This is a genomic window from Massilia luteola, assembly GCF_034420155.1.
Classification (GTDB): domain Bacteria; phylum Pseudomonadota; class Gammaproteobacteria; order Burkholderiales; family Burkholderiaceae_D; genus Telluria; species Telluria luteola.
Genome location: NZ_JAXOFN010000042.1, coordinates 28,414 through 54,610, shown reverse-complemented (window position 1 = coordinate 54,610; position 26,197 = coordinate 28,414). Strand labels below are relative to the sequence as shown.

Here is a 26,197-nt window from a genome sequence, read left to right as displayed (position 1 = left end):
CCGGCGATTTACGGTCACCGACACCCGACGTGCGTCCTGAGTGCCGGAAGGCAAAAGAAATACTGCCGACTTGCTGAACAATTGCCTGTGGCCGGGCCAAAAACATCTTTCGAGGTGCCAAGCAACCCGGCCAGCGATCTCGTCGACTTTCGCGCGCGAAAGTGAATTAATCAGCGGCTCCCTAGGGGGATCTGGCACTCCATCGGCATCGCGCAAATTTCGTCGTGGATCGCAGCGAGCCTGGCGCACGACTCGGTCCACCTGCCTTAAGTTCAGCGGATTGTGCAGTCGAGCTGGACGGAAATAATGGAATTGGTTAGCTGCAGTTGTGGCTCGATTGCGAAACAAGCCGCTTTTCTTAGAGCCTAAGAGGTTGCAGAAGCGTAGTTTTAGCATAGTTGAGAGACCGCCTCACTCTAAGTGTGTGCGAACAGACTGCATCCGCTCTCCAATAAGCCAGCGCTTGAACTCCGCATAATGCAGCCGAAGTCCCCGCGCGTCGATATTAAAGTAGTTGCGGAGATGTTCATCCGCTGGAGAGGTTCTTGGCGGCCCCTCCAACGTATAGTAACGGCTCAGTACGCTCTTTTCAACTCTTTTCTCTCAAGCGCATTCAAAAGATCGATCTCGTTCCAATTAACGAACCACGGACGACTAGCACAGGTGCCTACGAATTTATGTATGTCGGCATTTGAGGGAATAGCCAACGGGCTGCATAGCGCAGCATACCGCCGGACCCATTTTGCCTTGCGCTGCTCCTCGATGTATGGACAACTGATTACATCCAAGAAGAGACATGCGAGCTCGGAGTGAACCTCGATTTCAGAGAGATCCGAGAAGTGATTTTCAATTTGCTCAATTACAAGCTTTTTTAGTTCCGAATACTGCGGAAAATCGCGAATATAGAAAAGGCACGAAATTATGTCAAAATATGAAAACCGGTCCGAGCCAAGAAACACGCGACTAACAAGATCTGGCGGCAATAGATAGCCTGCGCCCGACTCGCTTAACGCCAATAAGATATTTACACTTTCTAATCGAATTAGATTTTCAAGCTTGCTATTTCTGGAAAATATTCCAACCTCAAACAATTCAACGCCTAGCTCGTACATCCTTTGCTTTATTGTTTCGGCTTGCTCCTTCAAATGCTTATTTGCAAACCGAATCGTTAGTATTATCGATGCACATAATTTGTATGATGCGCTAACCGAGGGAGATGCCGTATAGAAAAAGAATAGGATTTCTATAATTACGCTCAGTGCAGACTTGTAGTTATCAGAGTCTTCGGTCTGCACTTCAGCTATACTAATTATTCGCTTAATGCGCTCAAAGAAAGCCCCTATGATATACGAAGACACATCATCATAATCAACTGAATTGATGACGCAAACTGATTTCACCGAATCGATAAAGCTTCGCGATAATTTTATCTCTTTGAAAATCTGAGATGGCAGTAAAAAATATTCATCGTCAGATTTTCGCAAAAATTTATCAAAAAAATCATTGATTAGCGCATTTACATCGCTTATTACTTGAGATTTCTTCGTAAAAAAAGGTCGCAAGTACGTTGTTGTTTTTGATTTGTTTACCTGAAGATTGAATTTTTGAAGCTCAGCTGTATAGACTTCAAAAACTTTTTGAGCCGTTTCGTCGTTATTAGCGAAAATATAGATATCATCAACGTAGCGTCTCACCTCGAACTCTGCTTTCTGTTCGATGAGAGTGTCAGAAACGAAATGGCGGGCAACTTGCGCATCGATACGTTGGAATATTATTTCTGCAAATATTCGACTAATTTCCGGACCAATTACTATGCCGTTCGTTTCGTTGTAATTTGATTTCTGCATCAACTCGTCGAAGTCATTGCCGAACGTGGAGAATAAAACCGCCGATATATTCTTTTTAATAAAGGCTTTTTCCTTGGTTGCCCAGGTTATGGAGTGCGTATAAATGCTATCAAAACACTTTGATACGTCCATTGTCCATAGGCGTGACCAGCGTTTTTCAAGTTTAAGAAAGTCATCAGAGTTAAAAAATTTATGTAATCGATCTACTCCGCTATATGCGAAAAATGACGATGAATGTTTGTTGTACAATTCGCCATTACTATCTTGAACTCCACCGTGTTTGTATTGGTTTACGTTAGCCAAGGAGCTCTTTTGAAAGAAACTACTTGCTACTCGGTGCGGTGCCCGGAGGGAGACGGCGTTATTTTCGCAAAAATACGTGATCAGCTTTTCATAGCGTTCATAAAAATTCATCATACGCCACTGCGCAATTGGATGGGTAAGTGCAAGGCGGCGATACTCCAGCGACGTTTTTCTTATTTTATACAGATAAGGGATCGTATAATTCTTGGAAGTTTTTCCCGCCCCCTCAACCAAGCGAGAAAAAACTAATTTATACACTTGATCGGTGCTCGTACGCGCTTCTTTGCTTCGCAGATAGAAGCCGTCATTTGAAAAAATCACAGGTGTCTCATAGGGTATAGTTTCCGTTATTAAGACGCGAAGATAATCTTGTTTGTCTACGGAAATCGATTTTGGCTTAAGCATACTTCCAGCACTCCTGAATATTTTTTAGCTTGGCTCCGGTGTAATGCATAAACACTTTTCCGTGAAAACCTTTTGAAAAGGAAAAAGAGGCAAGGCGTTTACGCTCTGCCGGCGTCGAATTTAGCTTGAACGCCTGAAAGATTGGTCCGCGCCCTGATGTGATGGCGTAATGCAAGAAACGGTCTAGTTCGCTCAAGCCGCAACTTGGACTGGATGGCTGAATCAAATGGTAATTAAAAAAAATTCCTGCAAGTCTTTGACGGCCACGGTCACGATCAGCCAAAGCCAAATTTCCACATAGAAATTGCACGCGAGAAATTAAATCAGCCATATTTTTCGTTTTACAATAATCTTTGATTGCAAGCACGAGCCGTGTCTTTATTTTCTTTAATTTCCCATCGGATATGCCGAGATTAACTTGGCGGCATGTGTTGACGGCGCCTGGATCCTGAACATCAAACTTATAGCCTAAAAATTCGACCGAGAATTTGAACGTTGATGCTTTCGTCGCCTTCGGAACTGTAATAATCTCTTGCTTTTTCCTGCTCAGCTTAAGCCCATCAGGGAGCAAACTGGAAATTAATTTCGTGAACGATGATTGGCACTCGACTGCACTTGTAACTATGACTATGTCGTCGACATATCTTGCATAAAAAAACACGTTGTCCATATGCTTTATGTTTGTGTCAAATTCAGCCATCATTAATTCCGACAAGGTGGAACTTATTGCAAGTCCACGCGGTATTCCCGTTCCGCCCGATGCCGAAAAATGTTTAAATAGATCACGTAGCACCCTTTTTGTTGCGAGGCTTAATATATGGATATCGTCAACGTTTTTTAAAACATGGGAAATGGAAAATGATTCAAAAAAACTTTTCACATCCAGGCGATAAATCCGGTATGAAACTGCTTCCGCTGCAATTCGTGACAAATTGGTAACAATAGAGGTCCTTGCAGGATTCTTAATTTTTCTGAAATGGCGGATATTATTATTTATTTTTCGAATCAAAAGTTCGTCATGGAACTCTGGGAAGGAGTATATATTTTTCCCTTTTAATTTCGATATTTTCAATGGGGGGATATCCCAACCGCCCTTTTCACCAACGGCTACTGCGCGATCAAGTATCGCTGCGCGACAGGCATCATCTCTTAAGTCGAAAACTTGATGAAAATCGCTCCGACGAAGGGCCTTATAAAGAGATTTGCTGTGAATAGATTGATCGTACATTGCTGGCCCTGTATAGCTCGCTTATTAGTCGTTAACCTGTGTATTTGAGGTCACTCTTGTTGCGTAAGCCATCATATGTGACTAGCTGTCAATAGGCAACTTGTTATTAGCCCAGAAGTGAGCGCGCGATGAGGTCGAGGCGAAACTGTCGTGCATGCTATGTTGGTGACAATTGGGGGATTTTCTTTGGCTTGGATTTCCAGATCGATAATGGCGCTGCGGCAGGCTCAAAGAGTCGAAGTTCAACAAGGATCGCTAAGGGCACATCGAAAAACCTCGGCTGTGGCATGATGCCGCTTCCACGAGGTCATTGACAACGTAGCCATGATGAGATCAACCCTATTCGCAGACCAGAAATACGAAGCCAAACGAAACAAAGCTTGGCGATAGGCTGCAGGTGCTAGACTGGGGTGTCGACGTCGCTACGCTGGCGGCCGCGGTCGCTAAATAAAGAAGAAATCTTGTGGAATTCCGAGAAAACCCTTTTGTGAATGTTTAACGCGATGCCGTATCAAAACCATGCGCGACCACGAAGGGCATAGACGGTCGAGCGCTGTGCCCGTTGTACATGGCCAAGGTCTGCACGCGCTGGAGAAAATCCGCACCCGAACACAGCGCAGCGAAGTCGCCGCACGCGAAGTGGCCGGCCCGGTTAAGATATCGATGAACGCATACGTAAGGGATATCATGACGACCAATAGCAGTAGCAACCCCAGCAATCCCCTCCTCGACTTCTCGGGCCTGCCCCGCTTCGACCTGATCCGCCCTGAACACGTGACGCCCGCGATCGAGCAACTGATCGCGCAAGCGCGCGACGCCGTGCGCCAGGCCGAAGCGCCGGCCGCGGGCCCCGTCACGTGGGACAACTTCGTCGTCCCGCTCGAGGAAGCGACGGAACGCCTCGGCCGTGCCTGGGGCATCGTCAACCACCTGAACCACGTGATGGACACGCCCGAGCTGCGTGCCACCTACAACGAGAACCAGCCGAAGATCACCGAGTTCTGGACGGAGCTGGGCCAGAACGAGGCGCTGTTCGACAAATACAAGCAGCTGCGCGCGAGCGGCGACTTCGCGAACCTGGCCCCGGCCCGCAAGCGGATCGTCGAGAACGCCCTGCGCGACTTCCGCCTCGGCGGCGCCGAGCTGCCGGACAAGCAGAAGGAACGCTTCGCCGAGATCCAGGAAGAGCAGGCCAGATTGTCGACGCGCTTCTCGGAAAACGTGCTGGATGCGACCAACGACTACACACTGCTCGTCGCCGACGAAGCCGACCTGTTCGGCCTGCCGGACGACGTCAAGGCGGCCGCGCGCGCGGCGGCCGAGCGCGACGGCAAGACGGGCTGGCAATTCAGCCTGCACTTCCCGTCCTACTTCCCGATCCTGCAATTCGCCGACAAGCGCGCGCTGCGCGAGCAGATCTACCGCGCCAACGCCACCAAGGCGTCCGAGATGGGCGTCGTGTTCTCCGAGCTGGAAAAGTGGGACAACACGGGCAACATCGCCCAGCTGTTGAAACTGCGCGACGAGGAAGCGAAGCTGCTCGACTTCCAGAGCTTCGCGCATGTCTCGCTCGAACCGAAGATGGCGGAAACGCCGGAACACGTGATCGAGTTCCTGGAAGACCTCGCGCGCCGCGCCCGTCCGTACGCCGAGAAGGATCTGGCCGAGCTGCGCGCGTTCGCGCAAGAGGAACTGGGCATCGCCGACATGCAGGCCTGGGACGTGGCATACGCATCGGAAAAACTGCGCGAGAAGCGCTATGCGTTCTCCGCGCAGGAAGTGAAGGAATACTTCCCGGAGCCGAAGGTCGTCGCCGGCCTGTTCGGCCTGATCGCGAAACTGTTCGACGTGACGATCGCGCCGGACGACGCGCCCGTCTGGCATCCGGACGTGCGCTTCTATCGCATCGAAAAGAACGGTCACTCAGGTTCTCAACTTGTCGGGCAGTTCTACCTGGACCTGTACGCGCGTCCCGGCAAGGGCCAAGGCGCGTGGATGGACGACGCGCGCGGCCGCAGGCTCACCACGGGCGGCATCGTGCAGACGCCGATCGCCTACCTGACCTGCAACTTCACGCCGCCGGCTGAAGTCGACGGCAAGCTGCAGCCTTCGCTGTTCACGCACGACGAAGTGACGACGCTGTTCCACGAATTCGGCCACGGCCTGCATCACATGCTGACGGAAGTGGACGAGCTGTCCGTGTCCGGCATCTCGGGCGTGGAATGGGATGCCGTCGAGCTGCCGTCTCAGTTCATGGAAAACTTCTGCTGGGAGTGGGACGTCCTGCAAGGCATGACGGCGCACGTGAAGACGGGCGAGCCGCTGCCGCGCGCGCTGTACGACAAGATGCTCGCGGCGAAGAACTTCCAGTCCGGCATGCAGACGCTGCGCCAGGTCGAGTTCTCGCTGATCGACATGCACCTGCACTACGACTTCGACCCGACCAGCCAGAAGACCGTGCAGGACCTCGTCGACGAAGTCCGCAGCAAGTTCTCCGTGCTGATCCCGCCGTCGTTCAACCGCTTCCAGCATTCGTTCGGCCACATCTTCTCGGGCGGTTATGCGGCCGGCTATTACAGCTACAAGTGGGCCGAGGTGCTGTCGGCGGACGCGTATGCCGCGTTCGAGGAAGCCGTCGAGGCGGGCGGCGGATCGCTGCTCGACGAAACGGGAAAACGCTTCCACCGCGAGATCCTGGCCGTGGGCGGCTCGCGTCCGGCGCTCGAATCGTTCAAGGCCTTCCGCGGCCGCGAACCCACGATCGACGCGCTGCTGCGTCACAACGGCATGCAAGCCTGACGGGGCACGCGCCGCGCGGCGCCGGAATGGGAATGGCGATGAAACGGACATACGGAGCACATCGGGCGGGACGGCAGGTCGCCGTGCTTGCCCTCGGCGCGCTCATCGCCATCGGCGCCGCCGCGCAGGACCGGATCTACAAGTGGAAGGACGCGCAAGGCAGCGTCCACTACAGCGACACGCCGCCGCCGAAGGGGCAGGCGCAGGTGCTGCGCCCCGACAGCCGGCCGGCGGCAGCGCCGGCGCTGCCGTACGAACTGGCGCGCGCCGCGCAGAACCACCCGGTAACGCTGTACACGACGGCGCGCTGCGGCGCCTGCGACCAGGGCCGCGCCCTGCTGCGGTCGCGCGGCATCCCGTTCGCGGAAAAGACGGTGAACACGGCCGAAGACCAGCAGCAGTTGCACCGCATGGGCGGCAAGGACGAGCTGCCGCTGCTCGTCGTCGGCCGCCGCCAGGTGACCGGTTTTTCAGGCGACGCGTGGAACGAAGCGCTCGATTCGGCGTCTTATCCACGCAAGACGATGCTGCCGCCGGGTTACCGGACCGGTACCGTCGAAGCGGCGGCCCCGGCGAGCCTGCCGGCACCGCCGCCCCGCGCGCCGGCGCCGGCCGCGCCGGACGCGGCGGCCGCGCAGGCGGAACGGCAACAGCCCAGGCAGCCGCCGCCGAAAAAGACGCCACCGGATTTCCAGTTTTGAGCGCGATTTCAGTTTTGAGCGCGATATCGGACGGTTACGCTATGCTTCTCCTGCCGCTCACCCAAGCACGTCGCCCCCGCGAAGGCGGGAGCCCAATTTTGCGCAGCCGACGACGCCTGCGAACTTGGGTTCCCGCCTGCGCGGGAACGACGGATTTATTACACTCCGACCGACCATGACCCGGATCGACTTCCACACCAACATCCCCGACAAGCTCACCTACGTCTGCCGCCTCGCGCGCAAGGCGTATGCGGCGCACGCGAAGCTCGTCCTGCTGGCCGACGGCCCGGCCCAGGCCGACGCCCTGAACGAGGCGCTGTGGACGCTGTCCGGGACCGACTTCATCCCGCACGTGATGGCCGGCGATCCGCTCGCGGTCGAGACGCCGGTGATCGTCACGTTCGACGAACAGGTCGAACTGCCGCACCGCGACATGCTGGTGAACCTCACGCACCGCACGCCGGCCGGCTTCGAACGGTTCGCGCGCGTATTCGAAATCATCTCGACCGACGAGGAAGACGCCGCGGCCGGCCGCGCGCGCTACGTCGCGTACAAGAAGCTGTCCTATCCGTTGACGCACTTCGTGGCGGGCCAGTCATGAGCGACATTCCCTTCAACGACGAAAGCATCCCGGTCCTGACCGAGGTCGTGGCCGAGACGGCACCGGCACCGGCCGCCGACGTACCGGCCGACGCCGACACCGCGGCCCCCGAGCCCCGTGAGCTCGACGACGACGCCTGGCGCACGCTCGAGGAACGCATCGTCGCGCGCGTGCTCGACCGCTTGCAGGACCGCGTCGAGCTGGTGCTGGAAGACCAGGTCCGCAGCAGCATGGCGCCCGTACTGGACCACGTGGTGACGCGGCTGGCGACGGAATTGCGCGACGGCCTGCAGCTGACCGTCGAGCAGGTCGTCGCGCGCGCGGTCGCGCAGGAACTGGCGCATCTGCGCACGCGCGGCTGAGCACATCGCACGTCTCTCCGCCGGAACGCTTTGCGCGAACGGCAAATTAGGGTAACTTTGCCGTGCGCACATAACATCCTTCCTGGAGAGAACATGCAGGTCACTACGAAACTCATCCCCTTCGCCATCGCCCTCGCCTTCGCGGGCACGGCCGGCGCGCAGCAGGTCGTCAAGATCGGCCACGTGGCGCCGATCTCCGGCCCCAGCGCCCACCTCGGCAAGGACAACGAGAACGCCGCGCGCATGGCGATCGACGAACTCAATGCGAAGGGCTTCACGCTGAACGGCCAGAAGGCCACGCTGCAGCTGATTTCCGAAGACGACGGCGCCGATCCCAAGCAGGGCACGGCGGTGGCGCAGAAGCTCGTCGACGCCAAGGTCAATGGCGTGATCGGCCACCTGAACTCCGGCACCACCGTGCCCGCGTCGAAGATCTACAACGACGCCGGCATCGTGCAGATCTCGCCCGCCACGACGGCACCCGTCTACACGCGCCAGCACTTCCCGGGCGCGTTCCGCGTCGTCGCCAGCGACGCCAAGCTGGGCAGCGCGCTGAGCAAGTACGCGATCGATTCCCTGCACGCGAAAAACATCGCCGTCATCGACGACCGCACGACGTACGGCCAGGGCGTGGCCGACGAATTCGTGAAGGGCCTGAAAAAGCCGGGCATCAAGGTCGTCGCCCGCGAATTCACAAGCGCGACCGCCACCGACTACACCGCGATCCTCACGTCGATCAAGGGCAAGAAGCCGGACCTGATCTTCTTCGGCGGCATGGATTCCGTCGCGGGTCCGATGCTCAAGCAGATGAAGGCCCTCGGCATCAATGCCGTGTTCATGGGCGGCGACGGCATGTGCACGGACGCGCTGGGCCGCCTCGCCGGCGACGGCCTCGGCGAAGGCCATGTGTATTGCGCGGAAGCGGGCGGCGTCAAGGGCCCGCAAGAGAAAGTGATGGACGACTTCCGCGCCCGCTACAAGAAGAAGTTCAACATGGATGTGCAGCTGTACGCGCCGTACGTCTACGATTCCGTGATGGTGATGGCGAAGGCCATGCAGGACGCCAGGTCGGCCGATCCGGCCAAGTACCTGCCGGTCCTCAAGCACATCAAGTACGAGGGCGTGACCGGGACGATCCAGTTCGATGCCAACGGCGACATCAAGGACGGCGCGCTGACCCTGTTCACCTACAAGGGCGGCAAGCGGACGAAGCTGGACGTCATCCGCTGATTTCGTTTCGCATGAAAAAACGCGCCGTGATCGGCGCGTTTTTTTTGGTACGTGGGTTGGCACTCCGTGTCCACGCGAACGTCACGCGTGGGCTCGGGGAGCCCACCCTACGAGAAATCACTTCTGCGACAGGACCCACTTGACCAGGGTATGGGCTTCCGCTTCGGTGACCTGCGGGTTGGCCGGCATCGGGACCGGACCCCAGACACCCGAACCGCCCTTCATGACTTTCGAGACCAGCTTGCCTTCGGCATCTTTCTGGCCTGCGTATTTGGCGGCGACGTCCTTGTAGGCCGGGCCGACCAGCTTGGATTGCACGGAGTGGCAAGCCATGCAATTCTTCGCTTTCGCCAGGGCGGCCGCGTCTTGCGCGAAGGCGCTGGTCGATGCGACGGCTGCGACTGCAACAAACAACATCAGGGAACGTTTCATCAGCTATTCTCCAGTTGGGGCGTTTCTAATAATTCGATTCTATCGTGTTTCCCGGTCGGGAACGGCAGGGACATAATCAGTAACGGATGATACAGATTGTCGTTGACCAGATGGCAGGAATCCGTTGCTTCACGGCACCACTGTTGTAAGATGGCCGTTCGAAAGGAATACCGTATGCCCCTGATCCTGCTGATCCTCGTCCTCGTCGTCCTGCGCTTCTTCGAGGTCTGGCGCTTTGCCGAACTGTCCTGGTGGTGGATCGTCGGCCTGATGGCGGTCGCCTTCGTCTGGTTCGAATTCATCGAAAAGACGCTGGGCCTCGACAAGCGCAAGGCCCACGCCCTCGAAGACAAGCGACGCAAGGAACGCGTGAAGCAAAGCTTCGGCAAGCGCAAATGAGGCGCCCGGCAGCTTAGCACGGCCGATCAATTGCCGAACATGCCATGTGGCGTATATGGCATGTTCCCGGGACGTATGAACCTATGAACGTGCACGGACGTATGAACGTCGCCCCCGCGAAGGCGGGGGCCCAAGTTGCACGCGTTGCGGCCGCGCACGCAAACTTGGATCCCCGCCTTCGCGGGGACGACGATTCAAAATGTGTCTCTAACTCCCGAATTCAGCAAGTCACCGCCCCCTTGCTCGCCGGCTGCGCCAGCACCGCGAACTTGGCCAGCACGCCGCGGGTGTAGCGCGGGGCCGGACGCACCCAGGCCGCGCGCCGGCGGGCGATCTCGTCGTCCGGCACGTTCAGCTGGATCAGCTGGTGGTGCGCGTCGATCGTGATCGAATCCCCTTCCTGCACGAGCGCGATCGTGCCGCCCTCGAACGCTTCCGGCGTCACATGGCCCACCACCATGCCCCAGGTGCCGCCCGAGAAGCGGCCGTCCGTGATCAGCCCGACGGATTCGCCGAGGCCCTTGCCGATCAGCGCCGCCGTCGGCGCCAGCATCTCCGGCATGCCCGGGCCGCCGCGCGGCCCCAGGTAGCGCAGCACGAGCACGTCGCCCGGATTGATCTGGTTGGCGAGGATCGTGTCCATCGCGCTGTACTCGTCGTCGAACACGCGCGCCGGTCCCGTGATCACGGGATTCTTCAGGCCCGTGATCTTGGCCACGCAGCCTTCCGGCGCCAGGTTCCCCTTCAGGATCGCCAGGTGGCCTTCCTTGTACAAAGCGCGGTCCAGCGGCCGGATGACGTCCTGCCCCGCCGGCGGTGCGGACGGTACGTGCTCCAGCTCCTCGGCCAGGGTGCGGCCGGTGATGGTGATGCAGTCGCCGTGCAGCAGGCCGGCGTCCAGCAGCAGCTTCATGACCTGCGGGATGCCGCCCGCCCGGTGCAGGTCCGTCGCGACGTATTCGCCCGACGGCTTCAGGTTGCAGATCACCGGAACCTTGCGGCGCACGCGCTCGAAATCGTCGAGCGACCATTCCACCTCGGCCGCATGCGCGATGGCGAGGTAGTGCAGCACGGCGTTGGTCGAGCCGCCCGTCGCCATGATCAGCGCGACGGCGTTCTCGATGGATGCGCGCGTGATGATGTCGCGCGGTTTCAGATCGCGCTTGACGGCCTCCACGAGCACGCGCGCGGACTGCGCCGCGGAGCCCACTTTTTCGTCGTCCGGATTGGCCATCGTCGACGAGTACAGCAGCGACATGCCGAGCGCCTCGAACGACGACGACATCGTGTTCGCCGTGTACATGCCGCCGCACGATCCGGACGACGGGCAGGCGTTGCGCTCGATGCCGTCGAAGTCTTCCTGGCTCATGCGCCCCGCCGTGAATTCGCCCACCGCTTCGAACGCGGAGACGATCGTCAGGTCCTTGCCCTTCCAGTGCCCCGGCTTGATCGTGCCGCCGTACACATAGATGCCGGGGACGTTCGTGCGCGCCAGCGCGATCATCCCGCCCGGCATGTTCTTGTCGCAGCCGCCGATCACGACGACGCCGTCCATCCACTGGCCGTTCACGCAGGTCTCGATGCAGTCGGCGATCACCTCGCGCGAGATCAGCGAGAACTTCATGCCCTCGGTCCCCATCGACATGCCGTCGGAAATGGTCGGCGTGCCGAACACCTGCGGATTGGCACCGGCATCGCGGATGGTCGCGATGGCGACGTCGGCCAGTTTCTGCAAGCCGGAATTGCAGGGCGTGATCGTGGAATGGCCGTTGGCGATGCCGATCATCGGCTTGTCGAAGTCCGCCTTTTGATAACCCATCGCGTAGTACATCGAGCGGTTCGGACTGCGGGCGACGCCTTCGGTCACATGGCGGGAACGGCGGTTGTAGCGCGGCTGGTCGGGCATGGCGGGCTCCTGGCGGGACGATCTTTCCAGCATGCCGCGCGGACCGGTTCGCGTCAAATGGGTCGGCAGCCGTGCTTCTGATATGCTGCGCGAATCACAGACATACCACTCATATCGATGAACGTGGAATTGCGCCAGTTGCGCTACTTCGTCACCGTGGCCGAGGAATTGCACTTCGGCCGCGCCGCCGCGCGCCTGCACATGACGCAGCCGCCGCTGTCGCAGGCCATCGCCGCGCTGGAGGACGGCCTCGGCACGGCGCTGTTCCTGCGCAACCGGCGCACGGTCGCGCTGACGCCGGCCGGCAGCGCGCTGCTGCCCGAAGCCCGCCGCATCCTGGGCGAAGCGGCCCTGCTGCCCGAGCTGGCGCGGCGCGCCGCGAGCGGCGAGGCGGGACGGCTGGCGCTCGCGTTCATCACGTCGGCCGACTACAGCGTGCTGCCGCCTTTCCTGCGCCGCTACAGCGAGCGCTATCCGGGCGTGCAACTGAGCCTGCACGAAGCGACGTCCGACGTGCAGGTCGACGAACTGCTGCGCGGTCGCGTCGACGCCGGCCTCCTGATCCCGCCGCTGCCCGACCGCGCGCGCGGGGAGCTCGATTACATGAAGGTGCTGGACGAGCCGCTGATCCTGTGCGCGCCCACGGGCCTGCTGCGCAAGAAAGGACCCGTCGCGTTGCGCAATCTGCCGCATCTGCCGTTGATCATTTTCCCGCGCGAGATCTCACCCGCGCTGCACGACGCCATCCTGTCGTGCTTCCGCGAAGCCGGCATCACACCGGCCGTCGGCCAGCAGGCGATCCAGATGCAGACCATCGTCAGCCTGGTCTCCGCAGGCATGGGGCTGGCACTTGTGCCACAATCCGTGGCTAACCTCATGCGGCCGGGCGTAGAATACCGTGCCCTCGCCGACGCGACCCCATTGGTCGAGACCGGCATCGCATGGCGCCGCGATAATCCTTCGCCGGTGCTCAAGGGCTTCCTGGAACTATTGAGGACTATTTGATATGCTCGTTCACCCGCAACCGAACCCGGTCGCCTTCAGCATCGGCCCCGTCGAGATCCATTGGTACGGGATCATGTACGTGGTCGCCTTCGCCCTGTTCATCCTGCTGGGCCGCGTCCGCATCAAGACGCAGGCCCACGTCGAGGCGCAAGGCTGGACCTACACCGACCTCGACGACATGCTGTTCTACGGCATGCTGGGCGTGGTGATCGGCGGGCGCCTCGGCGAAGTGCTGTTCTACCGCCCCGACTATTATTTCTCGCATCCGCTCGAAATCATCCAGACCTGGCACGGCGGCATGTCGTACCACGGCGGCTTCATCGGCGTGCTGATCGCGATGGCGCTGTGGGCGCGCAAGCGCGGCCGCAACCTGATGGACGTGTACGACTTCATCGCGCCGATGGTCCCGATCGGCTACGCCTGCGGGCGCCTGGGCAATTTCATCAATGCGGAACTGCCGGGGCGCCTGGCCGATCCGAACCTGCCGTGGGCGATGATCTGGCCGGGCGTCGAGGGGCCGCGCCATCCGTCGCCGCTGTACCAGATGCTGGTCGACGGCATCCTCGTGTTCGTGATCATGTGGCTGTTCGCGCGCAAGCCGCGCCCGCGTCTCGCGGTGGGCGCGCTGTACACCTTGCTCTACGGCTGCGCGCGCTTCTTCACCGAGTATTTCCGCGTGCCGGATTGGGAGACGCATGTGATGGGATTGCCGATCACGTCGGGGCAGGTGTTGTCGCTGCCGATGATCGTGGCGGGGCTCATCATGCTCGGGTGGGCGTATTCGGACGCGAACAAGCGCGCGGTGCACGCATAGCCGTCGTTCCCGCGCAGGCGGGAACCCAAGTTTTACGCGTGTCGATAGCGCACGCAAATGCGGCCCCCGCCTCCGCGGGGGCGACGGTGTTGCGTTACGCGGCCAACGCGGGTACGCCCATCAAATCCAGCACCTTGTCCCACTGCCCTTTGGTCACCGGCGAAATCGACAACCGGCTGCCCTTCTGCAGCAGCACCATGTCTTCCAGTTCCGGCACGCCGCGCATTTCCGTCAGCGGCAGATAACGCCCCTCCGCCACCGCCGTCACGTCGACCGAGATCCAGCGCGGCTGTTCCCGCGTGGCTTTCGGATCAAAATAATGGCTGCCTGGATCGAATTGCGACGCATCGGCATACGCTCCGCTGGCCACCTTCGCGATGCCCGCCACGCCCGGCACGGCGCAGCTGGAGTGGTAGAACAGCACGCCGTCGCCCACCTGCATCTGGTCGCGCATGAAATTGCGGGCCTGGTAGTTGCGCACGCCGAACCAGGCGACGGTCTTGCCGGGGGCGTTGACCACGTCGGCGAAACTCACTTCATCGGGTTCGGACTTCATCAACCAGTAGCGCATGTGCGGCACTCCATCGGAAAAAATCAAAAAAAAAGCGGTTGCGACTCATGGTCCGCAACCGCTCGTGTGTTTATCCCCGCCTGTGCCGTTTTTGCCGGCATCCCGAACCTAATGGCTCAAGGTGGTCGCAGTCAGTTCAATTTCGGGTTCGTCGAACTAGCGACGATCGCGCCCACCGAACATGTTCCACAACCTATGCGAAAGAATGGTTCAAGGAATATATGGCAAATCTCGAACACCGCAGGGTAGACGGCAGTTTACTACGATGGACGGGCATGTCAAACGTTTTTGGTCTCAAGCGAGGTTTTCGTCGGCCGAGAGTGCGGCATCCAACACCGTGTGCATCGCTTCCAGTTTCTGCTTGACTTCGAGGATCGTCATGTCCGACAGCGGGCCTTGCGGCGCTTTCACGGACAGGAATTCGGCCGCCACCGACAGCGCCGCCATGACGGCGATGCGGTCAGTGCCGCGCACCTTGCCGGAGTCGCGCAGCGCGCACATTTTGCCGTCGAGATAGGCCACGGCTTCGCGCAAGGTCTTTTCTTCGCCGTCGCGGCACGCCAGGCGATAGGGCTGGCCCATGATGTTCACGTCGAGCTGGATCATTGGGGGGCCTCGGCGTCGTCGGAGGTTATGGGAGCGGGTTCGAGGTTGGCCAGCAGGCCTTCGACGCGCTGCTGGGCCGCGAGCAGCCGGTTCTTGAAGTCGACGTTTTCCGCGCTGAGCAAGGCGTTCGCCTGACGCAGCAGATAGTTCTCGCTGCGCAGCGCCTGGGTCAACTGGGCGAGCCGGTCGATCTTATCGGAGAGGTCTTGGAATTCGGAAATCATCCGTAACTATAGGTTGGAGTTGAATTTTTCGTCAACAGGCGCGCGTTCGCGTGCGCGCCGAGGCCGGCCGGTTCCACCGATCGTGCGCCCGCTGCCGGACGATCGGTGTTACTCTCGCATGATTATGCATTCATCAACCGCCACCCGGCATCTCGTCAGGTGGCGCGCCTGCGCATTGTCACATATCGGTCCTTCCGATTGCGAAGCGACAAAAAAGTCCATCGAAACCCGAACACTGTGGCTTGAAATGCTAAATTATCGTCCCTATAATTAGCACTCGTTAGTAGAGAGTGCTAACAAACCTTTCTACGCCGCTGCGCGCCGATCCCGAGGATGGTCCGCCGCGGTTCTTAGGAATAGCTTGTCAAATCAACCAAAAGGAGTTTTGCATGAACCTTCGCCCATTGCACGATCGCGTGATCGTGAAGCGTCTCGACCAGGAAACCAAGACCGCATCCGGCCTGATCATCCCTGACGCGGCGGCCGAGAAGCCGGACCAAGGTGAAGTGCTGGCTGTCGGCAACGGCAAAGTGCAAGAGAACGGCAACGTCCGTCCGCTGGAAGTGAAAGTCGGCGACCGCGTCCTGTTCGGCAAGTACTCGGGCCAGACCGTCAAGGTCAACGGCGACGAGCTGCTGGTCATGCGCGAAGAAGACATCATGGCCGTCGTGGCCCAGTAATTCGTCCAATAACTTCCTGAAGAATCGGAGAAATCAATATGGCAGCTAAAGATGTAATTTTCGGCGACGTCGCACGCGCCAAGATGGTTGAAGGCGTGAACATCCTCGCCAACGCAGTCAAGGTCACCCTGGGCCCGAAAGGCCGCAACGTCGTGCTGGAACGTTCGTTCGGCGCCCCGACCGTCACCAAGGACGGTGTCTCGGTCGCGAAAGAGATCGAACTGAAAGACAAGCTCATGAACATGGGCGCGCAGATGGTCAAGGAAGTCGCTTCGAAGACCAGCGACAACGCCGGTGACGGCACCACCACCGCGACCGTGCTGGCACAAGCCATCGTGCGCGAAGGCATGAAGTTCGTTGCCGCCGGCATGAACCCGATGGACCTGAAGCGCGGCATCGACAAGGCCGTCGCCGCCACCGTCGAAGAACTCAAGAAGATCGCCAAGCCGACCACGACCTCGAAAGAGATCGCCCAAGTCGGTACCATCTCGGCCAACTCGGATTCGTCCGTCGGCGAGCGCATCGCCGAGGCGATGGAAAAAGTCGGCAAGGAAGGCGTCATCACCGTCGAAGACGGCAAGTCGCTGAACGACGAGCTGGACATCGTCGAAGGCATGCAGTTCGACCGCGGCTACCTGTCGCCGTACTTCATCAACAACCCGGACAAGCAGGTCGCCGTCCACGAGAACCCGTTCATCCTGCTGTGCGACAAGAAGATCTCGAACATCCGTGATCTGCTGCCGGTGCTGGAGCAAGTCGCCAAGGCCGGCCGTCCGCTGGTGATCGTCGCCGAAGACATCGAAGGCGAAGCGCTGGCGACCCTGGTCGTCAACAACATCCGCGGCATCCTGAAGACCGTCGCCGTCAAGGCACCGGGCTTCGGCGACCGTCGCAAGGCCATGCTGGAAGACATCGCCATCCTGACCGGTGGCCAGGTCATCGCCGAAGAAGTCGGCCTGACGCTGGAAAAGGTCACGCTGAACGAACTGGGCCAGGCCAAGCGCGTCGAAGTGGGCAAGGAAAACACCATCATCATCGATGGCGCCGGCGCCGCCGAATCGATCGAAGCACGCGTCAAGATGGTCCGCGTCCAGATCGAAGAAGCGACCTCGGACTATGACCGCGAGAAGCTGCAGGAGCGCGTGGCCAAGCTGGCCGGCGGCGTTGCCGTCATCCGCGTCGGTGCCGCGACCGAAGTCGAAATGAAAGAGAAGAAAGCACGCGTGGAAGACGCGCTGCACGCCACCCGCGCTGCCGTCGAAGAAGGCATCGTCCCGGGCGGCGGCGTGGCCCTGCTGCGTGCGCGCGCCGCACTGCAAGTCAAAGGCGACAACCCTGACCAGGAAGCCGGCATCAAGATCGTCCTGCGCGCAATGGAAGAGCCGCTGCGCATGATCGTCCAGAACGCCGGCGAAGAGCCGTCGGTCGTCGTCGCCGCCGTCATCGCCGGCCAGGGCAACTACGGCTACAACGCCTCGAACGGCACCTATGGCGACATGGTCGAAATGGGCGTGCTGGATCCGGCCAAGGTCACCCGCTCGGCACTGCAGAACGCAGCGTCGATCGCCGGCCTGATGCTGACCACCGACTGCATGGTGTCGGAAGTCGCCGAAGACAAGCCGGCTGCCGGCGGCATGGGCGGCATGGGTGGCATGGGCGGCATGGGCATGGACGGCATGATGTAATCGCCGGACAGGCTGCCGGCCTTGCGCCGGCACCGTTCAAAAAAAGCTCGCAGGGTTCGCGCTCTGCGGGCTTTTTTATTTAGAATCCTCCGCAACGGAACGCACACGAAAGGATGCGGGATGGGACGGTTACGTCGGGCAGCGAGGGCCGCGCTGTGCGGGGTGCTGATGCTGGCGGCGAGCGCCGGCGCGGCGCAGGACAGATCGGGCTTCGACACGGGCGGCATGGACCGGAACGTCCGCCCCGGCGACGACTTCTTCGCCTACGCCAACGGCGCATGGGCGCGGCGCACGCCGATCCCCGCCGACCGCTCGACCGTGGGCACGATCGGCGCGCTCGACGACCGCAGCCGCGCGCAGGTCCGCGCGATCCTCGACGACGCGGCGCACGATCCCGGCAGCCGCATGGGAACCGCGTACCGCGCCTTCCTCGACACCGCCGCCATCGAACGCCTCGGCATGGCGCCCGTCGCGGCCATGCTCGCGCGCCTCCACGCGGTCGGCACGCGCGATGACTACGTCGCCGCGGCGGCCGACGCGGGACGGCGCGGCGCAAGCTCGCGTCGTTCCGCGCGCAGGTGGGCTATCCGGACCGCTGGCACGACGATAGCCCGCTGACCATGCGCGACGGCGACGCGTTCGGGAACGCGCAGCGCGCCGCGGCCTTCCACCACGACTGGGACGCGGCCAAGGTCGGCCGGCCCGTCTATCGCTGGGAATGGAGCGCGACGCCGATGACGGTGGACGCCTTCGCCAATTATCCCAAGGTGGCGATCGTCTTCCCCGCCGCCATCCTGCAGCCGCCGTTCTTCGACGCCGGCGTGGACCCGTGATCGACGGCCTGACGGGCGAGGCGCACTTCTTCCTCGGCTGGGCGCAGATCTGGCGCCTGCGCTACCGCGACGCCGACCTGCGCCGGCGCTTGCTCACCAATCCGCACGCCCCCGCGCCGCAGCGCGTGTGGACCGTGCGCAACCTCGACGCCTTCTATCCGGCGTTCGGCGTCGAGCCTGCCGACCGGCTGTACCTGAAGCCAGCCGATCGCGTGCGGATCTGGTAAAACAGGCAAGCGTGCGAGCCCGCGCGCGCAAGCGTTGCATACTGGCGGCATCGAACGAACGGAGGCACCATGGCGGCAGTCAACCTGGACGAACTCGGACATGCGGCGCTCGTCGTCGACGACGGCGCCAAGGCCCTCGTCGCGCGCGCGACGGGCATGATCCACTTGCTCAATGACGATTACATGGACGAGGAAGCGCCGGTGCCGGCCGATGGCGACGGCAATGGCGATGGCGAACAGGCCTACGTCGTCGTGCCGCCGGCCAGCCTGCTGGGCATCGGCGACCAGCTGGTGTTCCGCTTCGCCGCCGCGCACCTGGCGGACGACCAGGCCGCCGTCCGCGACCTGGTCGACGCCAACGACACCGACGGCTTCGCGCGCCTGCTCGACGAACGGGGCGCAACGGCATCCTGGCAACACTTCCGCAGCGAGGAAACGAGGACGGCACTGCGCCGCTGGTGCGACGAGCACGGCTTGCAGGCAAGAGACTGACACTGTGGCGTGCGCCCACATTACGAGAATTTAATGTTCCGCCGAGCGCGGCGCAATCCTATACTTTCCCCAAGGCACTCACATTTGCCTTGCAGAACGATAGCGCCGAAACCCCGCACTGTCTCTTTTCATCGATTCCCTCGACGCTCGGAGAGGCACACCATGAACGTGAAGAACATGAAAGTCGGTACCCGGCTTGCACTCGGCTATGCCCTCGTCCTCGCCCTGCTTGCCGTCATCGTCGGCTTCGGCCTGCTGAAAATGCAGGAGATGCAGGCCCACCTCAAGCTCATCACCGACGTGAACAACGTCGAAATCGCCCTGATCGGCAAGATGAAGGACAGCGTCAACGACCGCATGATCGGACTGCGCAATCTCGCCATCCTGACCGACGCCAACAAGATGGCGCAAGAAACTGCCGACCTGCGCCAGGCGGAAAACACCTATACGGACGCCAGGGACAAACTCGGCAAGGCGTTCGAGAACCCGGCCTCGACGGCCGAGGAAAAAGCCGCCTTCGCCAAGTTGCAGGACGAGGAAAACGCCGCGCTGCCCCTGATGGCCGAGGCGGAAAAGCTCGGCCTCGCCAACAAGACCGAAGAAACGAATGACCTGCTCATGAACAAGGTCGCGCCGCTGCAGGCGGTCTGGCTCGGCACGATGAAAGCCCTGGGGCGCCTGGAAATCCAGCAGAACGACGACGCCAAACGCGAGGCCAACGACGAATACGAGGCCGCCGTGCGCATGATGCTGGGCCTCGCCGCCGCCGCCCTCGCTGCCGGCAGCGGTGCCGCCGTGCTGGTGACGCGCACGCTGATCCGGCAACTGGGCGGCGAGCCCGATGCGGCCGCGCACGTCGCCGCGCGGATCGCGGCCGGCGACCTCACCGTCGACGTGCCGGTGAAGCCGGGCGACGACGCAAGCCTGATGCTGGCGATGCGCGACATGCGCGACAGGCTGGCCACCATCGTCGCCGAAGTGCGCTCGGGCACCGACGCCATCGCCACCGCGGCCGGCGAGATCTCGGCCGGCAACCTGGACCTGTCGAGCCGCACCGAACAGCAGGCCGGGTCGCTGGAAGAAACCGCGTCGTCGCTGGAAGAGCTGACGTCGACCGTGCGCCAGAACGCCGGCAATGCCCAGCAGGCCAACGACATGGCCGCGTCCGCGTCCGACGCGGCCGTCAAGGGCGGCCAGGTCGTCGCGCAGGTGGTCGACACGATGGCGGCGATCGACGCGTCGGCCAGGCAGATCGTGGACATCATCGCCGTCATCGACGGCATCGCGTTCCAGACCAACATCCTCGCGCTGAATGCAGCCGTGGAGGCCGCGCGGGCCGGCGAGCAGGGCCGCGGGTTCGCCGTCGTCGCCGGCGAGGTGCGCAACCTGGCGCACCGGGCCGGTTCGGCGGCGAAGGAGATCAAGGCCCTCATCGACGCGTCCGTCCACAGGGTCGGCGTCGGCTCGGCGCTCGTCGGCGATGCCGGCGCCGCGATGAGCGAGATCGTCGGCCGCGTGCAGGGCGTGACCGGCGTCATGGCCGAGATCTCGGCCGCCAGCCGCGAGCAGAGCACGGGCATCGAACAGGTGAACCAGGCCGTCGCGCAAATGGACGAGGTGACGCAGCAGAACGCGGCGCTCGTCGAACAGGCCAGCGCCGCGTCCCAGGCGATGCAGGAACAGGCCGCGCGGCTCGCGCGGCTGGTCGGCACGTTCACCCTGGCGGGCGGCGGCGCGGCGGCCGCGCGTCCAGCGTCGGTGGCTCGTCCCGCCGCGCGGCCGCAGCTGGCCAGGCAGATGCCGCGGCCGGTCGTCAGGACGGCCGTGGCGGCGGGCGTCAGCGCGGACTGGGAAACGTTCTGACGCCGCCGGCGGCGGCATGATTTGCGCGATTTTCAGGGCTTGTTCTTTCCATTACAGACAAGTTGCCGGGTAACACCAACTGGTTTAGACTGGTTCTTTGCCTTCCATCGAGCCGCCATGTCCGCACGCCCCGTCCGCCTGCTGAGCGCCACCCTCCTCGCCCTGGCCGCGCTCGCCGCCTGCAAGGGCGAAAAGCCGGCGCCGCCGCCCCGGCCGGCGGCCGTCCAGGCACCGGCCGCGCCGGCGCGCACGCGCGACCAGGCGATCGCCGAACTGATGGCGCTGCCGGAACTCAAGACGTGGTCGGACGAGATCGAAAAGCGCTCGCACGGCGCGGCCCACGGCGCCGTCATCGAGGACGACCCGAACCCGCGCATCCTCGAAGGCAAGGCGTATTACCAACTGAGCTTCGTGGAAGACCGCAAGCAGGACGTGCACCGCCGCGCCAGCTTCCTCGTGGCGCACCAGGGCGACGAGATCCTCGTCGAGGACACGGACAACGACACCGTGCAGTCGCTGGCCGAGTGGCGGCGCAATATCCGCAAGATCGAACTGAAGTCGGGTTGAGCCGGGTCATTCGCTCTCATTGATCGGGCACAAACCAAGGAAAATCCGACGCGCCTATCGTGGACGCTGCCGCTGACCGTGCGGCGCCGTCATCCACGCCGCGTGGACGGTGGCGCCACTCCTCCCCCGGTCGGCGGCGCCTCCCTGCCTCATCGCCTCAAGCCCGCGCCCGCCATTCGGCCAGATAGTGCTGCGGCGTCTTGCCCAGCAGCTTGCGGAACATGCTCGTGAAGGCGCTGGGGCTGGCATAGCCGAGCGCCTGCGCGACGGCGCCCACGCTCTCGCCGCGCGCCAGCATCTCGAACGCGTGCGCCAGGTGCACCTGCTGCACCCACTGGCGGTAATGCAGTCCCGTCTCGCGCGGAAACAAGCGGATCAGCGTGCGCGCGCTGGCGCCCGCATCGAACGCGTAGTCGTCCAGCCGGCGCAAGCTGCCGGGATGCGCCATGACGTCCGCGCACAGCGCCTGCAGGCGGCGGTCGCGCGGCCACGGCACGGCGATCGGCACCGTCTCCATCGCCGCCAGCTCCGACAGGATCAGCCGCGCCAGCGCTTCGCCGCGCCCGCCGGGCGGATAGTCGACGGGTTCGAGCGACAAGGCCAGGATCAGCTCGCGCAGCAGCGCGCTCACTTCCAGCACCCTGCAACCGTCGACCAGCGTGCCGGCGGCAGCGGGCTCGATGTACAGCGCACGCATGTTCACGCGGCTGAGCATCGTCAGCTCGTGCACGATGCCGGGCGCGATGAGCAGCGCCCGCCGCGGCGGGATGATCCACACGCCCAGTTCCGTGCGCACCCGCATCACGCCCTCGCTGGCGTACAGCAGCTGGACCCACGGGTGGCTGTGGGCTTCGACCAGTTCGCCGTGCTGCACTTCGGACGGCACGGCCGTCACGCTGCGCGGCAGCTGGCGGTATTTCTGGCGATAGCGGGGCGATGGCGAGAGTGTCACTTGGGCGACGAAAAATGGAATATGCGTTCGAATATACGATATTACACTGGTCCGCCATTCATCGAGAACAACACCATGACCATGCCCACCTCGCCCGCCGTCACGGCAGCCGGGCCGGCCAGCGCCGCGCCCGGGGCCGTCCTCCAGATCCTGTTTTCCGTCGCCTTCGTGCACCTGCTGAACGATTGCGTGCAGGCCGTGCTGCCGTCGATCTATCCGCTGCTGAAGGACCAGTTTGCCCTCAGCTTCACGCAGGTCGGCCTGATCACGCTGACGTTCCAGTGCACCGCGTCGCTGCTGCAGCCGTGGATCGGCCTGTATACCGACAAACGCCCGATTCCCTTCCTGCTGCCGGCCGGGATGTGCGTGACCCTGGGCGGCGTCGCGCTGCTGGCCGTCGCGGGCAGTTTTCCCATGCTGCTGCTGGCGGCCGGCATGATCGGCGTCGGCTCGTCGACCTTCCACCCGGAAGCCTCGCGCGTGGCGCGGCTGGCGTCGGGCGGACGCTTCGGCTTCGCACAGTCGCTGTTCCAGGTCGGCGGCAACCTCGGCTCCGCGTTCGGCCCGCTGCTGGCCGCCGCCATCATCGTCGGCCGCGGCCAGGGCCGCATCGCCTGGTTCATGCTGTTCACCCTCGTCGCCGTGATCGTGCTCGTGGGCGTGGCCCGCTGGTATGGCAGCCACCTCAAGACCGTCACGCGCAAGGCGGCCGCGCACGCCGGCCCGGCGCTGCCGCGTGCGACCGTCGTGCGCGCGCTGGCCGTGCTGGCGATGCTCGTGTTCTCGAAATACGTCTACATGGCGAGCCTGTCGAGCTATTACACGTTCTACCTGATCGAGAAATTCCACGTCCCCGTCGGCACCGCGCAGCTGTACCTGTTCGTGTTCCTGGCGGCCGTCGCCGCCGGCACGTTCGCGGGCGGCCCGATCGGCGACCGCATCGGCCGCAAGCGCGTGATCTGGGTGTCGATCCTCGGCGCCGCGCCGTTCACGCTGGCGCTGCCGTACGCGGACCTGCCCTGGACGGGCGTGCTGTCGGTGGTGATCGGGCTCGTGATGTCGTCCGCGTTTTCCGCGATCGTCGTGTTCGCGCAGGAGCTCGTGCCGGGCAAGGTCGGCATGATCGCGGGGATCTTCTTCGGGTTGATGTTCGGCGTCAGCGGCATCGGCGCCGCGGCCATGGGACATATCGCCGACGTGGCGGGGATCGAGACGGTGTATCGGCTGGCGTCGTTCCTGCCGTTGCTGGGGATTCTGGCGGCGTTCCTGCCGAAGATCGAAGCGCGTAAATAAACCGCCGCGTTAAAAAAACATCGCTCGCGTAAATAAACCGCTGCGTTAAAAAACATCGCTCGCGCAAATAACCGCTGCATAAAAAACCGTCGCCCCCGCGCAGGCGGGGGCCCAAGTTCGGCGTTGCCACGATGCCGGCAAATTGGGTCCCTGCCTGCGCAGGGACGACGTTGAATATGCCGCTGCCTTAAAAAGCCGTCGCCCCCGCGCAGGCGGGGGCCCAGGTTCAGCGTTGCCACGATGCCGGCAAATTGGGTCCCTGCCTGCGCAGGGACGACGTTGGTTTAGCTGTCGAGGTGAGAAATGAGAGCGCGCCGTCCCTCTCCCTCGCCTTCCACCGCCGCCGGCGCCAACGCCCGCGCATGATGCACGTCGACGGAGATACCGACCGCCATGATGTCGATGAGGAGCAGCTGCAGGATCCGCGAAATCATCGCGAGGAAGTGCGTGCTGTCTTCCGCATGGTCGACGGCGAGCAGCACGTCCGCGCGGCGCGCCAGCGGCGACTGGCTGTTGCAGATGGCGATGACGTCGGCACCCGCCGCGCGCGCTGCCTCCACCGCCGCCAGCAGGTCCGGCAGGCGGCCCGAGTTCGAGATCGCCACGACCACGTCGCCCGGTCCCAGCAGCTCGGCCGCCAGCTTGAACAGGTGCGAGTCGCCGTACAGCGCCGTCGGGATGCGGAAGCGGAAGAACTTGTGCTGGCCGTCCAGCGCCACCACGCGCGAATTCCCCATCGCGTAGAACTCCACGCGCCTGGCGCGGCTCACCAGTTCGATCGCGCGGTCGATCGCGCGCACGTCCAGCTGGTCGCGGAATTGCAGGATCGCCGAGATCGTGTTGTCGATGACCTTCGCCGACAGGTCGTGCGTGCTGTCGCTGCCGCGCACCTGGCTGTGGCGCACCGGGATCGACCCCGTCAGGCTGCTCGCGAATTTCAGCTTGAAGTCGGCGAGACCGAGGAAGCCGAGCGAGCGGCAGAAGCGGATCACGGTCGGCTGGCTCACGTCCGCCAGTTTGGCGATGCCGGCGATCGGTTCGTTCAGCACGAGGCGCGGCTGTTCCAGCACGAGGCTCGCCACGCGCTGCTCGGCGGGCGTCAGTTCCGACTGCAGTTTATGGATGCGGTCCATCAGCGTGTTGCCGCCGCTGCGTCCGCGCAGGTGTTCCGAGAGGATGTTCGCGACGCCGTCGAACGCGACGTGCGGCGTCGAGATCACGTACGTCGGGATGTCGGACAGGTAGCTGGAAAAACGGCCCTTCGCTTCGAAGCGCGTGCGGAACGGCGACGTCCGGAACCACTCGCCCAGGCGCGGCACGATGCCCCCGCCGATGAAGATGCCGCCGAACGCGCCCAGCGTCACCGCCAGGTTCGCCGCCGCGCCGCCCAGCATGCCGCAAAAGCATTCCAGCACTTCCAGGCACAACGGATCGTTGTCGTCGAGCGCACCGGCGATGATCTCGGCCGACGTGCGCGCGGGCGCATCGCCTGGCAACTGGACGCCGTTGCGTTCCGCCAGCGCACGATAGATGATCTCCATGCCGGGGCCGGAGATCAGGCGCTCGTTCGACACGTGGCTCCATTCGCGCCACGCGGCCTGCAGGATCGCGAATTCGCGCTCGTCGCTGGGCGCGAAGTTGACGTGGCCGCCCTCGCTGCCGAGCGTGACGAAGCCGTCGACGGTCGGAATGCCGCCCGAGACGCCGAGGCCCGTGCCCGGTCCGAGCACGCCCAGCACGGCGCCCGGCACGGGTTTGCCGGGGCCCACCTGCATCAGGTCGGACTCCTTGAGGCCGGGGATCGCCATCGCCAGCGCCGTGAAGTCGTTGACGATCAACAGCGTGTCCAGGCCCAGTTCGCGCCGCACCGCGTCCGTGGAGAATTCCCACGGGCGGTTCGTCATGTGCACGTAGTCGCCGTCGACTGGGTTCGCGAGCGCGAGCGCACCGTGGTGCAGGCGCGCGTCCGCGTGCTCGTCGAGGTAGAAACGCAGCATCGGAACGATGCCCGCGAAGTCGTCGCACTTGAGCACGCGCACCGAGCGATAGCTGCCGGGCGCGGTCTGCAGCGCGAAGCGCGCGTGCGTCGCGCCGATGTCGGCCAGCAGGCGCGCGCCGTCGGCGAACGCGGTGCGGGCGGGCTTGTTGTCTCCGTCGAGTTGTTCTTCCATA

General features: G+C 62.4%; 26 protein-coding genes and 1 other RNA gene. 17 read left to right on the top strand and 10 right to left on the bottom strand.

Going from position 1 to position 26,197, the window contains the following annotated elements; genetic code table 11:
- Nucleotides 1-575 precede the first annotated feature (575 nt).
- Nucleotides 576-2,555: an antiviral reverse transcriptase Drt3b gene (gene drt3b / locus U9J41_RS26640; RefSeq protein WP_322405196.1), complete on the bottom strand. Its 1,980-nt coding sequence runs from the start codon at nt 2,553-2,555 to the stop codon at nt 576-578.
- Entirely contained in the window at nt 2,548-3,783 is a 1,236-nt protein-coding gene (gene drt3a, locus U9J41_RS26635) for an antiviral reverse transcriptase Drt3a (protein ID WP_322405195.1), read from the bottom strand. The genes drt3b and drt3a overlap by 8 nt, the downstream gene beginning before the upstream one ends.
- 687 nt (nt 3,784-4,470) lie before the next feature.
- On the opposite strand from drt3a, the gene U9J41_RS26630 reads away from it, so the two are divergent.
- From U9J41_RS26630 to U9J41_RS26610, 5 genes are all read left to right on the top strand, one after another.
- Complete coding sequence (locus tag U9J41_RS26630) at nt 4,471-6,582, top strand: M3 family metallopeptidase (protein WP_322405194.1); 2,112 nt, start codon at nt 4,471-4,473, stop codon at nt 6,580-6,582.
- A 38-nt stretch (nt 6,583-6,620) separates the two neighbouring features.
- Nucleotides 6,621-7,283, top strand: coding sequence for a glutaredoxin family protein (locus tag U9J41_RS26625; protein WP_322405193.1), 663 nt, complete (start codon nt 6,621-6,623; stop codon nt 7,281-7,283).
- 175 nt (nt 7,284-7,458) lie between these two features.
- Entirely contained in the window at nt 7,459-7,884 is a 426-nt protein-coding gene (locus tag U9J41_RS26620; RefSeq protein ID WP_322405192.1) for a DNA polymerase III subunit chi, read from the top strand.
- Nucleotides 7,881-8,246, top strand: a complete 366-nt coding sequence (locus tag U9J41_RS26615; RefSeq protein ID WP_322405191.1) for a hypothetical protein — start codon at nt 7,881-7,883, stop codon at nt 8,244-8,246. The genes U9J41_RS26620 and U9J41_RS26615 overlap by 4 nt, the downstream gene beginning before the upstream one ends.
- Before the next feature lie 93 nt (nt 8,247-8,339).
- Nucleotides 8,340-9,476, top strand: coding sequence for a branched-chain amino acid ABC transporter substrate-binding protein (locus U9J41_RS26610; protein WP_322405190.1), 1,137 nt, complete (start codon nt 8,340-8,342; stop codon nt 9,474-9,476).
- Between the two features lie 117 nt (nt 9,477-9,593).
- On the opposite strand, the gene U9J41_RS26605 is transcribed toward U9J41_RS26610, so the two are convergent.
- Nucleotides 9,594-9,908 carry a c-type cytochrome gene (locus U9J41_RS26605; protein ID WP_056446143.1) on the bottom strand — a complete coding sequence of 105 codons (315 nt, stop codon included), beginning with the start codon at nt 9,906-9,908 and terminating at the stop codon, nt 9,594-9,596.
- A 174-nt stretch (nt 9,909-10,082) separates the two neighbouring features.
- On the opposite strand from U9J41_RS26605, the gene U9J41_RS26600 reads away from it, so the two are divergent.
- Nucleotides 10,083-10,307, top strand: a complete 225-nt coding sequence (locus tag U9J41_RS26600) for a TIGR04438 family Trp-rich protein (RefSeq protein ID WP_322405189.1) — start codon at nt 10,083-10,085, stop codon at nt 10,305-10,307.
- Nucleotides 10,308-10,527: 220 nt separating this feature from the next.
- On the opposite strand, the gene ilvD is transcribed toward U9J41_RS26600, so the two are convergent.
- Nucleotides 10,528-12,213 (bottom strand): dihydroxy-acid dehydratase, encoded by a 1,686-nt coding sequence (ilvD, locus tag U9J41_RS26595; RefSeq protein ID WP_322405188.1) that lies wholly within the window; start codon nt 12,211-12,213, stop codon nt 10,528-10,530.
- 117 nt (nt 12,214-12,330) lie between these two features.
- Between ilvD and U9J41_RS26590 the strand changes: the two genes are divergently transcribed.
- Entirely contained in the window at nt 12,331-13,218 is an 888-nt protein-coding gene (locus U9J41_RS26590) for a LysR family transcriptional regulator (protein ID WP_322405187.1), read from the top strand.
- A 1-nt stretch (nt 13,219) separates the two neighbouring features.
- On the top strand, nt 13,220-14,032 hold the full coding sequence (gene lgt / locus U9J41_RS26585) for a prolipoprotein diacylglyceryl transferase (protein ID WP_322405186.1): 813 nt from the start codon (nt 13,220-13,222) through the stop codon (nt 14,030-14,032).
- Between the two features lie 94 nt (nt 14,033-14,126).
- On the opposite strand, the gene U9J41_RS26580 is transcribed toward lgt, so the two are convergent.
- From U9J41_RS26580 to U9J41_RS26565, 4 genes are all read right to left on the bottom strand, one after another.
- Nucleotides 14,127-14,603 (bottom strand): EVE domain-containing protein, encoded by a 477-nt coding sequence (locus U9J41_RS26580; RefSeq protein WP_322405185.1) that lies wholly within the window; start codon nt 14,601-14,603, stop codon nt 14,127-14,129.
- Nucleotides 14,604-14,672: 69 nt separating this feature from the next.
- A non-coding RNA gene (gene ssrS, locus U9J41_RS26575) (6S RNA) lies at nt 14,673-14,853 on the bottom strand.
- A gap of 44 nt (nt 14,854-14,897) precedes the next feature.
- Nucleotides 14,898-15,209, bottom strand: coding sequence for a cell division protein ZapA (locus tag U9J41_RS26570; protein WP_322405184.1), 312 nt, complete (start codon nt 15,207-15,209; stop codon nt 14,898-14,900).
- A complete protein-coding gene (locus U9J41_RS26565; protein ID WP_322405183.1) occupies nt 15,206-15,433 on the bottom strand; it encodes a hypothetical protein in 228 nt (75 codons plus the stop codon). Before U9J41_RS26565 ends, U9J41_RS26570 begins: the two co-directional genes overlap by 4 nt.
- A 389-nt stretch (nt 15,434-15,822) precedes the next feature.
- Between U9J41_RS26565 and groES the strand changes: the two genes are divergently transcribed.
- From groES to U9J41_RS26525, 8 genes are all read left to right on the top strand, one after another.
- Entirely contained in the window at nt 15,823-16,113 is a 291-nt protein-coding gene (gene groES, locus U9J41_RS26560) for a co-chaperone GroES (RefSeq protein ID WP_036169735.1), read from the top strand.
- Between the two features lie 38 nt (nt 16,114-16,151).
- Nucleotides 16,152-17,798, top strand: a complete 1,647-nt coding sequence (groL, locus tag U9J41_RS26555; RefSeq protein ID WP_056446161.1) for a chaperonin GroEL — start codon at nt 16,152-16,154, stop codon at nt 17,796-17,798.
- A 120-nt stretch (nt 17,799-17,918) separates the two neighbouring features.
- Nucleotides 17,919-18,416, top strand: coding sequence for a hypothetical protein (locus U9J41_RS26550; RefSeq protein WP_322405182.1), 498 nt, complete (start codon nt 17,919-17,921; stop codon nt 18,414-18,416).
- Nucleotides 18,417-18,418: 2 nt separating this feature from the next.
- The gene (locus U9J41_RS26545; RefSeq protein WP_322405181.1) at nt 18,419-18,631 is read left to right on the top strand and encodes a hypothetical protein; all 213 of its coding nucleotides are present in this window, start codon (nt 18,419-18,421) and stop codon (nt 18,629-18,631) included.
- Nucleotides 18,628-18,858: a M13-type metalloendopeptidase gene (locus U9J41_RS26540; RefSeq protein WP_322405180.1), complete on the top strand. Its 231-nt coding sequence runs from the start codon at nt 18,628-18,630 to the stop codon at nt 18,856-18,858. The genes U9J41_RS26545 and U9J41_RS26540 overlap by 4 nt, the downstream gene beginning before the upstream one ends.
- A 69-nt stretch (nt 18,859-18,927) precedes the next feature.
- Nucleotides 18,928-19,350 carry a hypothetical protein gene (locus U9J41_RS26535; protein ID WP_322405179.1) on the top strand — a complete coding sequence of 141 codons (423 nt, stop codon included), beginning with the start codon at nt 18,928-18,930 and terminating at the stop codon, nt 19,348-19,350.
- 162 nt (nt 19,351-19,512) lie between these two features.
- Entirely contained in the window at nt 19,513-21,213 is a 1,701-nt protein-coding gene (locus tag U9J41_RS26530; RefSeq protein ID WP_322405178.1) for a methyl-accepting chemotaxis protein, read from the top strand.
- A gap of 117 nt (nt 21,214-21,330) precedes the next feature.
- Entirely contained in the window at nt 21,331-21,780 is a 450-nt protein-coding gene (locus tag U9J41_RS26525; protein WP_322405177.1) for a hypothetical protein, read from the top strand.
- Between the two features lie 157 nt (nt 21,781-21,937).
- Here the strand turns inward: U9J41_RS26525 and U9J41_RS26520 are convergent, their stop codons facing one another.
- A complete protein-coding gene (locus U9J41_RS26520; protein ID WP_322405176.1) occupies nt 21,938-22,732 on the bottom strand; it encodes an AraC family transcriptional regulator in 795 nt (264 codons plus the stop codon).
- 81 nt (nt 22,733-22,813) lie between these two features.
- On the opposite strand from U9J41_RS26520, the gene U9J41_RS26515 reads away from it, so the two are divergent.
- Nucleotides 22,814-24,025 (top strand): MFS transporter, encoded by a 1,212-nt coding sequence (locus U9J41_RS26515; RefSeq protein WP_322405198.1) that lies wholly within the window; start codon nt 22,814-22,816, stop codon nt 24,023-24,025.
- Nucleotides 24,026-24,309: 284 nt separating this feature from the next.
- On the opposite strand, the gene glk is transcribed toward U9J41_RS26515, so the two are convergent.
- Nucleotides 24,310-26,196: a glucokinase gene (gene glk, locus U9J41_RS26510; protein ID WP_322405175.1), complete on the bottom strand. Its 1,887-nt coding sequence runs from the start codon at nt 26,194-26,196 to the stop codon at nt 24,310-24,312.
- Nucleotide 26,197 lies beyond the last annotated feature (1 nt).

Excerpts from the sequence above, each read along its gene's own strand:
- U9J41_RS26615 (WP_322405191.1), top strand. The coding sequence starts at position 7,881 with ATGAGCGACATTCCCTTCAACGACGAAAGCATCCCGGTCCTGACCGAG.
- lgt (WP_322405186.1), top strand. The coding sequence starts at position 13,220 with ATGCTCGTTCACCCGCAACCGAACCCGGTCGCCTTCAGCATCGGCCCC.
- U9J41_RS26580 (WP_322405185.1), bottom strand. The coding sequence starts at position 14,603 with ATGCGCTACTGGTTGATGAAGTCCGAACCCGATGAAGTGAGTTTCGCC.
- U9J41_RS26525 (WP_322405177.1), top strand. The coding sequence starts at position 21,331 with ATGTCCGCACGCCCCGTCCGCCTGCTGAGCGCCACCCTCCTCGCCCTG.
- U9J41_RS26630 (WP_322405194.1), top strand. The coding sequence starts at position 4,471 with ATGACGACCAATAGCAGTAGCAACCCCAGCAATCCCCTCCTCGACTTC.
- U9J41_RS26565 (WP_322405183.1), bottom strand. The coding sequence starts at position 15,433 with ATGATTTCCGAATTCCAAGACCTCTCCGATAAGATCGACCGGCTCGCC.
- U9J41_RS26590 (WP_322405187.1), top strand. The coding sequence starts at position 12,331 with ATGAACGTGGAATTGCGCCAGTTGCGCTACTTCGTCACCGTGGCCGAG.
- drt3a (WP_322405195.1), bottom strand. The coding sequence starts at position 3,783 with ATGTACGATCAATCTATTCACAGCAAATCTCTTTATAAGGCCCTTCGT.
- U9J41_RS26535 (WP_322405179.1), top strand. The coding sequence starts at position 18,928 with ATGGCGGCAGTCAACCTGGACGAACTCGGACATGCGGCGCTCGTCGTC.
- U9J41_RS26550 (WP_322405182.1), top strand. The coding sequence starts at position 17,919 with ATGGGACGGTTACGTCGGGCAGCGAGGGCCGCGCTGTGCGGGGTGCTG.
- U9J41_RS26515 (WP_322405198.1), top strand. The coding sequence starts at position 22,814 with ATGCCCACCTCGCCCGCCGTCACGGCAGCCGGGCCGGCCAGCGCCGCG.
- U9J41_RS26625 (WP_322405193.1), top strand. The coding sequence starts at position 6,621 with ATGAAACGGACATACGGAGCACATCGGGCGGGACGGCAGGTCGCCGTG.
- drt3b (WP_322405196.1), bottom strand. The coding sequence starts at position 2,555 with ATGCTTAAGCCAAAATCGATTTCCGTAGACAAACAAGATTATCTTCGC.
- glk (WP_322405175.1), bottom strand. The coding sequence starts at position 26,196 with ATGGAAGAACAACTCGACGGAGACAACAAGCCCGCCCGCACCGCGTTC.
- U9J41_RS26605 (WP_056446143.1), bottom strand. The coding sequence starts at position 9,908 with ATGAAACGTTCCCTGATGTTGTTTGTTGCAGTCGCAGCCGTCGCATCG.
- U9J41_RS26620 (WP_322405192.1), top strand. The coding sequence starts at position 7,459 with ATGACCCGGATCGACTTCCACACCAACATCCCCGACAAGCTCACCTAC.
- U9J41_RS26600 (WP_322405189.1), top strand. The coding sequence starts at position 10,083 with ATGCCCCTGATCCTGCTGATCCTCGTCCTCGTCGTCCTGCGCTTCTTC.
- groES (WP_036169735.1), top strand. The coding sequence starts at position 15,823 with ATGAACCTTCGCCCATTGCACGATCGCGTGATCGTGAAGCGTCTCGAC.
- U9J41_RS26530 (WP_322405178.1), top strand. The coding sequence starts at position 19,513 with ATGAACGTGAAGAACATGAAAGTCGGTACCCGGCTTGCACTCGGCTAT.
- U9J41_RS26570 (WP_322405184.1), bottom strand. The coding sequence starts at position 15,209 with ATGATCCAGCTCGACGTGAACATCATGGGCCAGCCCTATCGCCTGGCG.
- U9J41_RS26545 (WP_322405181.1), top strand. The coding sequence starts at position 18,419 with ATGCGCGACGGCGACGCGTTCGGGAACGCGCAGCGCGCCGCGGCCTTC.
- U9J41_RS26610 (WP_322405190.1), top strand. The coding sequence starts at position 8,340 with ATGCAGGTCACTACGAAACTCATCCCCTTCGCCATCGCCCTCGCCTTC.
- ilvD (WP_322405188.1), bottom strand. The coding sequence starts at position 12,213 with ATGCCCGACCAGCCGCGCTACAACCGCCGTTCCCGCCATGTGACCGAA.
- groL (WP_056446161.1), top strand. The coding sequence starts at position 16,152 with ATGGCAGCTAAAGATGTAATTTTCGGCGACGTCGCACGCGCCAAGATG.